The organism is Clostridium sp. DL-VIII (assembly GCF_000230835.1).
GTDB lineage: Bacteria > Bacillota > Clostridia > Clostridiales > Clostridiaceae > Clostridium.
This window is the reverse complement of sequence record NZ_CM001240.1, coordinates 5,511,378-5,524,815: the sequence shown is the minus strand read 5'-3', so window position 1 is coordinate 5,524,815 and position 13,438 is coordinate 5,511,378. Positions and strand designations below refer to the sequence as shown.

Genomic DNA, 13,438 nt, shown 5'->3' with positions numbered 1-13,438 from the left:
GATAAAATTATTTGTATTATCATTAATGATTAAATATAAATGGGAGAGATAATAATGATATCTAAAAACAAAGAACTTGGATTATTTTTAAAAAAGAAAAGGTCAACATTAAGACCAGAACAATTTGGACTTAATTTCGATAAAAAAAGAAGAGTGAAAGGGCTAAAGAGAGAAGAAGTTGCAGATTTAGCGGGAGTGAGCATTGACTGGTATGTCCGCATTGAACAAGGACAAAATGTTAATCCATCAATAGATGTGTTGCTTTCTTTGAGCAGAGTTTTGCAATTAAATAATGAAGAAAAAAGATATTTATTTAATTTATCAGATAAAAAATTGCCTATAGAAGACAGTGCCACCGTTACTATTTCTAATACATTACAAAAATTCTTGGACAATCAAAATCCTAGCATAGCTTATGTTACAGATAGTAAATTAACAATGATTGGATGGAATACGGCAGCGCTAAAGGTTTATGGCAATTATGAAGAAATGAATGAAAAAGAAAGAAACTCAGTTTGGAGAGCTTTTAATGTTGATTATCTAAAGGAACTATTAGATAATTGGGAAGGTCATTCTAAATTACGTGTTGAACAATTGAGAGCAAATTACGGCTATTATGAGAATGATAACACAATAAATGCAATTATAAATGAATTAAATGAAAAAAATCCTCTATTTAATAAATGGTGGAATAATCGAGGTATCATGGGAACACCAGAGGGTCAAAAACTTTTACATCATCCTTTAGTAGGAGATTTATATCTAAGTTATATTTCATTTAGATCTACAGAAATAGAGGGGGCAAGTATCACCATTCAAATGCCTATAGATGATTATACAAAAGACAAATTAAAGCAGCTTATGTTAACATAAATTATGTTGCTTAATTGTGTACATAATATATTAGTGGATTTTAAGTGCCATGCTTTGCGTATGCCTAATAAAAACTAGAATTTTAATTCGGTTTATATTGCATTTACATTCATAGTATATATTTACAAGAGGAAGGTGATAGATTTGAATAAAATTTTAGTTATAGATGATGACGGTTATATTAGAGAGCTTATTTGCACAGTACTCAAAAATGAAGGATTTTCTGTGTCAGAAGCTGTAAATGGGAAGGATGCCTTAGAAAAGTTTGGAGAGGAAAAAATTGATCTTTGTGTTCTTGATATTATGATGCCTCAAATGGATGGCTACGAATTTTGTAAACAAGTACGCAGATATTATGAAGATATGCCAATTTTAATGCTGACTGCCAAAAGTGAACTTTCCCAAAAGGTAAAGGGCTTTGAACTTGGTGCAGACGATTATTTAACAAAACCCTTTGAGGTTGATGAGCTGCTTGTTCGAATAAAGGCGCTTTTAAGGCGTTATAAAGTAGCGGCTTCGCAGGCTATTACTATTGGTAATTTAGTCATGGATAAAAGTAGTTACAGCGTTATTAGTAACAATGAACAATGCGATATACCCATGAAGGAATTTGAACTTTTATTCATGCTTGGAAGTTATTCTGGTAAAACCCTTTCTCGTGATAGGCTGATTGAAGAGGTTTGGGGTATTGATTTTGAAGGAAACGAACGAACCCTTGACGTTCATATAAATCGTCTTAGAGAAAGATTTCCATTTGAGGTTTACAAGTTTAAAATTACTACAATTCGTGGACTTGGCTACAGATTGGAGGAAGTGAAGTGAGAGGAAACGAACCTTGGATTTCAATGATACTAATTTTTTTTACAACATTACTTGGTATTACTAGTGGATATTATATTTTCATATTTATTTCAGGGCAATTAGAAAGCATGCCTTTATATCTAATCTTTATTGTTCAAAGTTTTCTTTCAGTTGTGATATATTTTGTAAGCTTGAAAATATATTTCTATTTACACCGGCGATTTACTAATAAGAATAGAAAATTTGACCTTTCACGTTTTCAAATATTAAGTGGAGCTATTGAAGCTATGAACAAGATAGCTTCTGGTGATTTTAATGTCCTTGTTAAAACAAACGAGCTTGACCCTTTTAATGAAGTAGCAGATAATTTTAACAAGATGGCTAAAGAGCTGGGTTCCTTGGAAAAACTGCGTCAAGATTTTATATCAGATGTATCACATGAAATACAATCACCGTTAACATCTATCTCAGGATTTGCTGCGCTTTTAAAAAAAGGAAATTTAAGTGAAAGCCAAATATCACATTATGCCAATATAATAGAAACTGAAAGTAGAAGGCTATCTAAATTAAGCGAAAATCTATTAAGATTATCTAATTTGGAATCAGAAGATAATAATTTAAACTTAAAGAAATATCAAATAAATAAGCAGATTGAAAGTATTTTACTCATGCTAGAACCGCAGTGGTCGATAAAAAATATAACACTTGATGTTTCTCTTGAGGAAACCATAATATGCGGAGATGAGGATTTATTAAGCCAGGTATTTATAAATTTGCTTAATAATGCTATTAAGTTTACGCTAGAAAACGGAAATATAGGCGTTAACTTATCAAGCGATGAAAATTCAATTGTATGTAAAATCTCCGATACAGGTATAGGCATTTCACCGCAAGATCAACCGCGAATTTTCGAACGGTTTTATAAAGCAGATAAATCTCGTGACCGTTCTCTAGGTGGAAACGGACTTGGACTTTCAATAGTAAAAAAAATTATTGATTTACATGGTGGGAAAATATCTCTCATAAGTGAAATTGGAAAAGGTACAAAATTTACTGTTTGGCTTCCTAAGGTACAATCAAATAAATAGAAATTAATATATTTATAACCACAGTCTGAGTTAATAGATTGTGGTTTTTCTTTTTGTTTACATTGCGTTTAAATTCCATTTAAGTTTAGTTTAAATAGAAACTATATACTATGTTTGTAGAAATCAAACAGGAATTAGAATTAATAATATTGAAAAAAGGTTGGGCCTTATTGTTAAATGCTAATTTCATTACTTATACGACATGAAAGGAGTTTTTTATATGGAAAACATAGAAAATATGGATCAAAAATCACTATACTATCTAGAAAAGGCACCTGTTACGAAAGCAATAATACACATGGCTTTTCCTATGATACTAAGTAGTATCACATCAGTTGTCTATAATATCATCGATGCTTTTTTTATAGGTAAGCTTAATAATACTGCAATGATGGCGGCAGTGATGCTTGCACTGCCATTTTCATCAGTATTAATGGCACTTGGGCAAATGTTTGGGGTAGGTTCAGGAACATATATATCAAGACTTTTAGGTGAGGGCAATACAGATGATACCAAAAAAGTTAGTTCAATTAACTTTTGGTCATCAATGCTTATGGGTATTATTTTTATGATGATATGTCTGCCCTTTTTATCTTCTATTTTGCCGATTTTAGGAGCAAGTGGTGAAACTCTGCAACATACAAGAAATTTTATTATGATACTTGTTATTGGTGCTCCAGTTATTATTGTTAATATGGCGCTTGAAGCAGCTGTACGTGCGGAGGGAGCATCAACTGTTTCTATGACTGGTACTATAGGTGGTATTATAATTAATATAATACTTAATCCTTTATTCATTTTCGGTCTTAATATGAATGTTATGGGATCAGCGTTGGCGTCTGTTTGTGGTAATATAGCTTCCGTTTTGTATTTTATATATTATCTACAAAAGAAGAGTACTGTTCAGAGTTTGTCAATTAAGTACTTTAAACCAAGTAAAAAAATTTATGGTGAAATTTTTAAGGTTGGAGTTTCAGCTTTATTACTTAGTGGATTTATGGTCATTATAGGTCTGCTTTTCAATAATTATTCTATGATTTATGGTGACAATGTTGTGGCTGGATTTGGAGTTGCACAAAGAGTTGTTCAAATTGTAGATTGTATTGGTATGGGCTTTGCAATGGGAGTTGTACCACTAATTGCATTTGCTTACTCTGCTAATAACCAAAATCGTCTCATGGAAATTGTTAAAAAAACCATATTGTATATTTTGGGTTTAACATTAGTTATAGGAGCAGTTATAAGTATATTCAGGTTACAGATTATTGGCCTTTTCAGTATTGACCCAGAGGTTATTGCCATTGGTGAAATAACTCTCATAGCTCAACTTTCCTCAACTATGTTTGCTGCCCTATGTGAATTTTTTACTGGAATCTTCCAAGCTCAAGGAGCTGGTGTACAATCAAATGTTATGGCCGCTGTAAGAGGTATTTTATTTATTCCTATTTTGATTGTAGGAAACTTAATATTTGCTGTTAATGGTGTTATTTGGGCTATGACAGCTACAGAGGGAGTATCATGTCTTATAGGAATTATACTATGGCTTAGGGTTAGACAGAAAAATTTGACTGAAATATAAGCAAATAAAGAAATGAGTTAAATTAAGTTAACTTGATAAATGGGTACGCCGTTTAGTTTTCCATCTATCTCTTTACTTGCCATTAAGCTTATTGATTTTACTGGAATCATAATTCTTTCAAATTGAATTAGATTATCCAAGTTTGCAGAGTCTTTATTAAATAAGACTCTTCGTCCTAGAGTTATATGGGGCATAAAAAGCTTATCATAAAATGGTAGCTTTCCTTCTTTTAATGAGAGAGAAAGCTCCTTATGAAGCTTAGATAGGGCAGCATTTTCTTCTATTCCAATCCATAAAATATTTGTCCTTTTTTTCTTAAAAACACCTAAGTTACTTATTGATAATTCAAAAGGATTTATGTTTAAAACTGCTTTATCTATAGCTTCTTCTATTTTGGTAATCAGAAGTTCATCAGCTTCACCTATGAACCTAATTGTCAGATGAAAGTTATTCTTTTCTGTAAATTTACCTTCGGTGCAATGCTTTTTTATATCCGATGTTATTTTATTAAAATAATTCTTAGTGTTATCTTCAAAATCTATAGAAATGTAGACTCTCAAGGGATTTTTTCATCCTTTCCTTTAAGTTATAATAATTATAATTCATATTTAGTAAATAATGAAGTTGATTCTATAAAGCATATTTATATAGCGGTTTTTCTAGTTAAATTCTTTTATCATTTGAGTAGTAGTTAGCTAGTGATCCATCATAATTTATAATTTGCCTATTATGATCTTTTTCGTCTAAAACTAAACTAACAATAAATTTTATATTTGAAATTTATTGTTAGTTGTATGCTTTTTAGCTCTTATAAATTACAACTATAAGGCTCCCATATCTTTAGCAACATAAATAGAAGGATATTTTGGATGGAAATTTAGTTCCTCTTTAATGCGAGCCGGATCTGCAGTTAATTCCCATAGGTTATTCATAAGCCATCCATCTTTAGTAGGCGTTTGCTCTGGCCTTTCATACAATTTATATAATTCACCTATAGCAATAGGATTATCATCTGCAACGTTATATATGCGGCCGCCAATACCAGGTGTGCTGGCAGCAAGTAATAATGCTTGATTGACATCTTCATGATGAATCATAGATTGCTTTCTTAACGGATTCCAGTTAATCATGTAAGGTAAGATCTCTTCAATGTGGGGATCACCATCACCATAGACAAATGATAATCTCATAATACGAACATCTAGCCCTTGATCACTATGCAATTTTAGTAAAGCTTTCTCGGCAGCAAGCTTTGTTTTTGGATACATTAAATTAGATGGTATAAGAATATCATCTTCTCTACATAGTCTGTTTACATTCAAATCGCGATATACATTGCCTGTGCTGGTAAAAACGAATCTTGTGACATCTGCATCTAGCGCTGCTTTAGCTAATTCAATAGTTGAATCTAGATTCACTGCTGTAGCTATTTCTTCACTAATATCACCTCGGAATTGAGCTGCTGTATGTACTACGGCATCAACACCTCTTATATTGTCAGCGAGATTTTCATTATTTAAAAGATCACCTATGATTACTTCAGCACCTTGTTCTTTCAGTGTGAGTGCTTGTTCAGCAGTTCTTACGAGAACGCGAACAGCATGCCCTTGTTTAAGTAGATATAATACAAAACGGCTTCCAACTTTGCCTGTTGCTCCAGTTAAAAATATTTTCATATTAATTCACTCCAATCTAAACGGTTTTGTTTAAAAATTATTTTTATGTTATATTACTAATATATCAGGGGTATAATAGTTTAACCATATTGTGGTTATCGTATGATTGAGAGCGGTAGGATAAAGGAGGAAAATAAATGAAAGAGAGTATAGTACAGCAATCGTTAGGTGAATTTTTACGTGCAAGTAGGCAGCGACTTACACCAGAACAGGTTGGCTTGCCATCACATGGACGCCGCCGAACACCAGGACTTCGACGTGAAGAGGTTGCTCAACTTGCAAATATCGGTCTTTCTTGGTATATATCTATAGAACAGGGGAAAGACGTACACCCATCTCATCAAGTATTAGAAAGTCTGGCTGCTGCATTAAGGTTATCTGATGATGAACGTCGATATCTTTTTTTATTATCCAAATCAGATGAATTAGAAGAAATAGAAGTTTATAAAGAAGTTAGTAAAGGATTAGAAAGAACTGTTTTTGCATTAGAACCTAATCCTGCATACATAATGAATAAATACTGGGATGTACTATTATGGAATCGCGCAGCAGAATTTTTATTTAGGTTTCCTTCATATTCTAAGAATTTAGATACAAAGCCAAACATATTGCAGCAATTTCTGACTGATCCATTCAAAAGAGAGATAAATTCAGAGTGGGAGGAAAAGGCTAAAATCATGATTGCGAGATTTAGGGCAGATTGTGCTAGGTATCCTCAAGATGCGAGGTTAAACGAAATGATTGAGAAATTTAAGCAAGAAAGTGAATTATTCAGGATATGGTGGCCTCGTTATGAAGTTAAAAATGTTACTGATTGTCATAAAGTATGGAATCATCCTAAAATTGGAGAATTGGAGTTTGAACATGTGAATTTGCAATTATCAAACTATACTGATTTGAAAGTAATGATTTATACAGCTTCACCTGCTACAGCAGAAAAAATTAAACAAGAAATAGTGATATAGGTGAGGCTGGTAATGCTGTGCAATTTAAGTGATAGAAATTCACTCTGAAAAGATTAAGCAAATGGGAAAATATAATTGAATAAAAGTATATGATTTATGCACATACCTTTATTCAGTTGTGAGCGATAATAACTTTCGCTCAGCGTCTAAATTTATTTTACAATATTTATAGTTCCTTCTTTTCTAGGTGTAGCCTTTGCATTGCTATTATTGCTAAAACCTAAAGCAGCAGTACCTAATATAGTATAATTTTCAGGAATACCAAGTTCTGAAAGTATACCTATAACATTAGGATCATCTCGAACGATACTTAAAGACGATATCCAGCATGAACCAATATTAAGTGAGTGAGCAGCTAGCATTATATTTTCAAGTGCTACAGCAGCGTCTGCTTCTTTTTCTGGCGAGTTTTTATCACAGGCTGTGATAATTATAGTAGGAGCGTTATAGAATGGATTGAAATTAGGTATATTCCCCATCTTTTTATATTGCTCTATAGAGGAATTTTGCAAGGCTTCTTTTATTACAGAAATTAGCTGATTGATTTTCTCTTTATTTTGAACTACAGTGAAATGCCAGCTTTGAGCGCCTTTATAACTTGGAGCAAATTTTGCTGTTTCTAAGATTATGTTTAAATCCTCATCGGAAATCTGCTCATCCGTATAAGATCTTATACTTCTTCTTGTTAAAATATTTTTGATTACTTCATTCATAATTTTTCTCCTTCATTAAAGAAATATTTTATTTTACCTTAGTGGTTATTATTGAATATGCATTTAAAAATTATAATATCTTAATAAACTAGCTTATAATTTTTATAAATACATGAGTAGATTTTATAATTGATTTATTAAGTTTTAAAGTTGATTTAGAAAGTAATATAATGATATCAATAAAACTCTAAGACGTCTAATGGAACTTTTTCATTATATATATGAATAAAAGTCATACATAGTTATGGTTATTTAATACTTAACCTTTTACCTAGGGTATGTTTTAATAAATATGTATTTGATAAATAATCTACGCAAAGGTTGAAAGTAATATATTATTTTAGTATAGTAATTTTCTAACGAGAGGTTTGAGTACTAAGTAGAAATGTTATCTTACCAATTGAGTTTAAAGATTATAAACTAAGGAGGTTATATATAATATGAACTGGCAGCAATTGGAATACTTTAAAGTTATAGCAGAAACGCAAAACTATACTACAGCGGCTGACTTACTACTGGTAACTCAGTCAGCTTTAAGCAAGGCAATTGCAAAATTAGAAGAGGAGTTGGGAGTTCATTTGTTTGAAAAGAATGGGAGGAATATAAAATTAACCCGCTTTGGCAGTATATTTTTAAAGCATGCAGAAGCTGCAATAAAAGAAATTAATGATTGTGTCCAGGAATTGCAGAATATAATTAATCCTATGGCAGGTACAGTTTCTATTTCGTCACTTTATACTATTGGAACATATTTTATTCCAACGATTATAAGTGATTTTTTGAAGGAAAATCCAAATATAAAATTTGAATTCGGAATAAATTCGACTAGCAATATTTTAGAGGGTTTAGAGAATGGCAAATTTGACCTAGGTTTTTATGATGAACTTGAAAATAGTGAGGAATATGAAAAAATAGAGTCAGTTCCAATAAAAAATGATGAACTTGTTATAATAGTACCTAAAAATCACAGGCTTGCTGATCAAGCAGAAGTAATGTTAAAAGATTTAGAAGATGAAACTTTTGCACTTTTTTCTGAAAATATAGCAAATAAAATGTGTTCCATTTTTAGAAAGGCAGGTATTATGCCAAAGATTGTAGTGAAGCCTAATGAGAGCAGTATGGTGGTTACTGGCTTTGTTGGTGCAGGATTAGGTATTTCTATTATTCCAAACATACCCAATTTAATAACAGATGAAGTGTCAGTAATTAGAATAAAAGAACCTCAATGCTACAGGACTATTCGTATGGGGTGGTTAAAGAATGGATATATAACTCCAGCTAGTGAAATATTTAAAGATTTTGTTGTAGCAGCCACATCAAAAACAAAAATTTAAACATATATTAAATTAAGCGTGACAGTTATGTAGTAGGCCTGAATGTGAATGAGCCTCACAATAAGTATAAATTTAGAAAGGCTTACGGTATTGGTTCTATGAAAAGCAGTATTGAGGAAAACAAGTAAAAAGAAATTTATAGCAAAGGTTAAGTATTTTAATTTGCCACACCATATACCCCACTAAAATTTAGATTTTAGTGGGGTATATTAGTTTATAAAGGGTTTCATAATTTTTTTATAAAATAAAAACTTTAGGAACTTAAATTTTAATAAGAACTAATAATACAATAGGTAACGTAGAAATTTTAGTAAATATATAGGATTGATGATTAAGTAAAAAAATTTATAAATATATTGTTATTTTACAAAGTAAAACATATATCCTAATTGAAAGCATATGAAAGTAAAAAAATTTAAGGAGATTGATGAAGATGAGAGAAAGAAAATATGTTAAATTCAAAATAGATATGTTTGAGGATACAAAATTTAAGATGATAGATAGAATGCCTGAAAGGGATGTTATTTTTTATATTTGGACTAGAATTGTGGCTTTGGCAGGAAAAGTTAACTTAGAGGGCAGTTTATACATGTCAAAAAATATTCAATATACAATAGAGACTTTAGCTATAGAATTTAATAGAGATGTAGATCAAGTTCAACTAGCATTAGATACCTTTATAAAATTAGAAATGGTGGAAGTTACTAAAGATAATATTTATAAGGTGAAAAACTTTGCCAAGCATCAAAATATTAAAGTTAAATCAAAAGATATAGAGGAAGAGATAAGGGAAGAAGCGATTCAATTAAAAAGTGAAGAAACTAAAATTAATGTTAATGTTGATAATAAAGAGCTGGAAAATAAGAAAGAAGAAAATGATAATAATTCAAATGGAAAACAAGATGATAAGGAAGAAAATATAAATAATAATATTAAGGATAAAAATGAGGACTCAGAATTTATTATTACAAATGTTAATCAAAATGATAATATTACTGATAAGGTCAATAACAATTCTCAAAGTACACCTATACTTTTAGAAATAGGAAAGAGTAAAAAGTCAAGCAAGAGGAAAAGAAAGAATATTGATATTAAGGTTACTGATGAAGAAATTAATGATGATAGTATAGCTAGTATCTATGATGGAGATAAAAAACCTTTAAGAAAAGATGAAACTGTAGTTAGTGAGTGGGCTTTTAGTTGATTTTCGCAATTAATGGCTTGAAAGTTACTATGTTATAATATTATCTATGAAAAATATCATTATTTTTATAAAAAGATATAAATAAGCACCATAAGCAGCTTGAAGTAAAAAAGAATATATAAAATTACTGGCTAACCACTGAAGGGAGTGATTCTTTGAAACTTAATGAACTAAAAGAAGTAGTATTTAAATCGGCATCTCATGCTATGAAAAAAGAAGGGGAAGAGGCTTTTAATAAAGGCTTAGTTGCTTATTTTAAAGGTAAAAAGATAGAGAATATATATCATATTTATGGCAGAGTGAAAGATAAAAGTAAACTTAAAGAGTTTAATACTCACATTAAAATTAATCTTCAGAAGAAAAAGTTAGATGGAGTAAAATGCTCTTGCGATGAGTTCAAGGAATTTGCTTCAAACGGATATACCTTAATGTGTAGTCATATAACTGCAACCAGCTATAAATTTTTTAGTCTATTATCAAAGGGAAATGATGGGACAAAAGAGGATTCAGAAAATAGCATTACAGAAAAGTATAGAATATGGGGAAATACCGAAACTACAAGGCTTATTCGAAAAACAGAGAAAGAAGCTGAATATTATGAAGTACTTACAGCTTCAAGAAGTGAAAAACTTATACTTAAGCCGAGTGAACTTAGAATATTCTTAGAAGGAATAGAGAGTAGAAAAATTAAGTTTAAATTTGAGCATATAGAATTTACAGTACCTATTTTACATAAGGATATGCCAATAACTTTTAACTTAAAAGAGGATAATAAACTGATGATTCTATCAACTCAAAAGCAGCTTCCTGTACCTCTAAATTCAAATAATGATGTTTATTACTTTAAAAATGAACTATATCTTCCTTCAAAAAGTCAGAGTGATAATTATGCAACTTTACATGAAAAACTTAAGGATCATGGAGAAATTATTTATAAGAAAGATATACACAATTATATTAGAATTATTTCAATTCTAAGCAGTATAACAGAAAACATTAACATTGCAGAAAGCTTAAGAAGTTTTGCATCTAGTGCTTTGAAACCTGAATTTTTGGTATTTGAAGAGGATGGAAACATTTATTGTGATGCAATTTTAAATTATGGAAGCAAAAAAGTTAATATACTAAATAAGATTAGTAGAGAAGATAAATTTATAAGGGATCTTAGAAAAGAAGAGAAGCTTCTCTTAGAAATGGAAAAAAGAAACTTTATAAAGATGAAAAATAGATTCATGTTCACTGGTGGAGATGGAGAATTATTTAATATATTAAAAGGCATGGAAGACAGTATTGAGGCTTTGGGAAAGATTACTTTAGGTAGTGGGCTTAATGATAAAAAAATATACGATTCGGAATATATACAAACAGGTTTGTTTGAGGGAGATGGAGAATATAATTTTTCTTATAATATAGAGAATTTAGATACAAGAGAGCTAAACAGTGCATTTGAAGCTTATAGAAACAAGAGTAGATTTTATAAAACAAGAAACAATGAATTTTTGGATTTTGAAGATGATAGTGTAAAAGAATTTTTTAATCTTTTTGAAGTATTAAATATTACCGATGATTTAGTAAATGGAAGTATTAAAGTAGAAAAAGCTAAAGCATTATATTTATATGAAAATATAATGAACAAGGGCTTATGTAGTATTAAAAGTAACAATGAGTTAAAGGAATTAGAAAATAAGTTAACTAACATAAGTAAAAGAAAAATGTCTTTGCCAGATACATTTGTTGGGGAGCTTAGAGAATACCAGATGAAGGGCTTTAAATGGTTTAAAACCTTAAGTGAATTAGGTCTTGGCGGCATACTAGCCGATGAAATGGGCTTAGGTAAGACAATTCAAACCATTGCATTTTTGCTTTCAGAAAAAGGTAAAATAACCTTAATTGTCTGTCCTACTTCTTTAATTTATAACTGGAAGGATGAACTTCATAAGTTTGCTCCAAGTCTAAAAGTAGTAATTGTACATGGAGCACAAAGAATTGAAACACTAAATAATATTCATGATTATGACGTAATCTTAACAACCTATGGAACCTTGAGATTAGATATAAATTACTACGAAGATATTATTTTTGATTACTGCATAATTGATGAAGGGCAAAACATAAAGAATGCTTCAGCTCAGAATACAAAAGTCATAAAGGAAATCAAGGCTAAGACAAGGTTTGCTTTAACTGGGACACCTATTGAAAACAATCTAATAGAACTTTGGTCTATATTCGATTTTGTAATGCCAGGATACTTGTATTCTAAAGAAGTATTTCAGGAAAAATTCATTTCAAGAGGAGAAGATAATTTAGAAAGCCTTAAACTTTTAATAAAGCCATTTATTTTAAGACGAACTAAAAAAGAGGTAATGCGTGAACTGCCAGATAAAGTAGAAAAGAAGATTTTAATTGAAATGACACCTTCTCAAAAGGCTTTATATAGCAATTACATTAAGAGAATAAAGGTAAAAATTAAGAATAATAAAGATGGGAAAATAGAGATACTTTCATATCTGACTAAACTTAGACAGATATGCTTAGATCCTTCACTTATATTAGAAGACTACAATGGTGGAAGTGGGAAATTAGAAGCAGCAGTTAAGCTTATTAAAGAACATATTGATACTGGCAATAAAGTTCTTTTGTTTTCACAATTTACTTCAGCCTTAGATAAAATTGGAGAGCGCTTAAATAATGAAGAGATTAACTTCTTTCATTTACAAGGAAAGACCAGGCCAAAAGACAGAATTAAACTTGTTAATCAATTTAACAGGAGTGATGCTGTAAAAGTATTTTTGATTTCCTTAAAGGCTGGAGGCACTGGCCTTAATTTAACTTCGGCTAATCTGGTTATTCATTTTGATCCGTGGTGGAATCCAGCAGTTGAAGATCAAGCAACGGATAGAGCCCATAGAATTGGTCAAGAGAAAGAAGTAAAAGTAATTAGATTAATTGCTAAAGGAACTATAGAGGAAAAGATTATACTGCTTCAGGAAGACAAGAAAGAATTAATTAATGATATTCTCACAGGAGAACTTCAAAATAGCAGTTTACTTAGCAGTCTGTCAAAAGAAGATTTAATACAGTTGTTTGATAGGGAGTGAGTGCTTTATTAAATTAAAAAAGATTTCGTTCCGATTTTTACAATTTTTGCTTGCATAGATGGAGTAATATAATACTCAAGAAAGGCAAAGAGGTCTAGCTTCAAAGA

At 30.6% G+C, this 13,438-nt stretch carries 11 protein-coding genes; 8 read left to right on the top strand and 3 right to left on the bottom strand.

What is annotated here, in order from left to right:
- Positions 1–54: 54 nt before the first annotated feature.
- The 4 genes from CDLVIII_RS25245 to CDLVIII_RS25230 all read left to right on the top strand — a co-directional run bounded on the left by CDLVIII_RS25245 (position 55) and on the right by CDLVIII_RS25230 (position 4,341).
- Positions 55–873, top strand: a complete 819-nt coding sequence (locus CDLVIII_RS25245) for a helix-turn-helix transcriptional regulator (protein ID WP_009172326.1) — start codon at positions 55–57, stop codon at positions 871–873.
- Positions 874–1,017: 144 nt separating this feature from the next.
- Entirely contained in the window at positions 1,018–1,695 is a 678-nt protein-coding gene (locus tag CDLVIII_RS25240) for a response regulator transcription factor (RefSeq protein ID WP_009172325.1), read from the top strand.
- Positions 1,692–2,762 (top strand): HAMP domain-containing sensor histidine kinase, encoded by a 1,071-nt coding sequence (locus CDLVIII_RS25235; RefSeq protein ID WP_009172324.1) that lies wholly within the window; start codon positions 1,692–1,694, stop codon positions 2,760–2,762. Before CDLVIII_RS25240 ends, CDLVIII_RS25235 begins: the two co-directional genes overlap by 4 nt.
- Positions 2,763–2,982: 220 nt before the next feature.
- A complete protein-coding gene (locus CDLVIII_RS25230; protein WP_009172323.1) occupies positions 2,983–4,341 on the top strand; it encodes an MATE family efflux transporter in 1,359 nt (452 codons plus the stop codon).
- A gap of 17 nt (positions 4,342–4,358) precedes the next feature.
- Here CDLVIII_RS25230 and thpR read toward each other — a convergent pair whose 3' ends face one another.
- The gene (thpR, locus tag CDLVIII_RS25225; protein ID WP_009172322.1) at positions 4,359–4,901 is read right to left on the bottom strand and encodes an RNA 2',3'-cyclic phosphodiesterase; all 543 of its coding nucleotides are present in this window, start codon (positions 4,899–4,901) and stop codon (positions 4,359–4,361) included.
- 261 nt (positions 4,902–5,162) lie between these two features.
- Positions 5,163–6,017 (bottom strand): NAD(P)-dependent oxidoreductase, encoded by an 855-nt coding sequence (locus CDLVIII_RS25220; protein ID WP_009172321.1) that lies wholly within the window; start codon positions 6,015–6,017, stop codon positions 5,163–5,165.
- Between the two features lie 137 nt (positions 6,018–6,154).
- On the opposite strand from CDLVIII_RS25220, the gene CDLVIII_RS25215 reads away from it, so the two are divergent.
- The gene (locus tag CDLVIII_RS25215; protein ID WP_009172320.1) at positions 6,155–6,982 is read left to right on the top strand and encodes a helix-turn-helix transcriptional regulator; all 828 of its coding nucleotides are present in this window, start codon (positions 6,155–6,157) and stop codon (positions 6,980–6,982) included.
- A gap of 152 nt (positions 6,983–7,134) precedes the next feature.
- Here CDLVIII_RS25215 and CDLVIII_RS25210 read toward each other — a convergent pair whose 3' ends face one another.
- A complete protein-coding gene (locus CDLVIII_RS25210; protein WP_009172319.1) occupies positions 7,135–7,695 on the bottom strand; it encodes a nitroreductase in 561 nt (186 codons plus the stop codon).
- Positions 7,696–8,135: 440 nt separating this feature from the next.
- On the opposite strand from CDLVIII_RS25210, the gene CDLVIII_RS25205 reads away from it, so the two are divergent.
- The 3 genes from CDLVIII_RS25205 (at position 8,136) to CDLVIII_RS25195 (ending at position 13,331) form a co-directional block, all read left to right on the top strand.
- Positions 8,136–9,029 carry a LysR family transcriptional regulator gene (locus tag CDLVIII_RS25205; RefSeq protein WP_009172318.1) on the top strand — a complete coding sequence of 298 codons (894 nt, stop codon included), beginning with the start codon at positions 8,136–8,138 and terminating at the stop codon, positions 9,027–9,029.
- Between the two features lie 433 nt (positions 9,030–9,462).
- On the top strand, positions 9,463–10,233 hold the full coding sequence (locus tag CDLVIII_RS25200) for a phage replisome organizer N-terminal domain-containing protein (RefSeq protein WP_009172317.1): 771 nt from the start codon (positions 9,463–9,465) through the stop codon (positions 10,231–10,233).
- Positions 10,234–10,388: 155 nt separating this feature from the next.
- Positions 10,389–13,331 (top strand): SNF2-related protein, encoded by a 2,943-nt coding sequence (locus CDLVIII_RS25195; RefSeq protein WP_009172316.1) that lies wholly within the window; start codon positions 10,389–10,391, stop codon positions 13,329–13,331.
- Positions 13,332–13,438: the final 107 nt, after the last annotated feature.

Excerpts from the sequence above, each read along its gene's own strand:
- CDLVIII_RS25245 (WP_009172326.1), top strand. The coding sequence starts at position 55 with ATGATATCTAAAAACAAAGAACTTGGATTATTTTTAAAAAAGAAAAGG.
- CDLVIII_RS25230 (WP_009172323.1), top strand. The coding sequence starts at position 2,983 with ATGGAAAACATAGAAAATATGGATCAAAAATCACTATACTATCTAGAA.
- CDLVIII_RS25220 (WP_009172321.1), bottom strand. The coding sequence starts at position 6,017 with ATGAAAATATTTTTAACTGGAGCAACAGGCAAAGTTGGAAGCCGTTTT.
- CDLVIII_RS25215 (WP_009172320.1), top strand. The coding sequence starts at position 6,155 with ATGAAAGAGAGTATAGTACAGCAATCGTTAGGTGAATTTTTACGTGCA.
- CDLVIII_RS25210 (WP_009172319.1), bottom strand. The coding sequence starts at position 7,695 with ATGAATGAAGTAATCAAAAATATTTTAACAAGAAGAAGTATAAGATCT.
- CDLVIII_RS25205 (WP_009172318.1), top strand. The coding sequence starts at position 8,136 with ATGAACTGGCAGCAATTGGAATACTTTAAAGTTATAGCAGAAACGCAA.
- CDLVIII_RS25200 (WP_009172317.1), top strand. The coding sequence starts at position 9,463 with ATGAGAGAAAGAAAATATGTTAAATTCAAAATAGATATGTTTGAGGAT.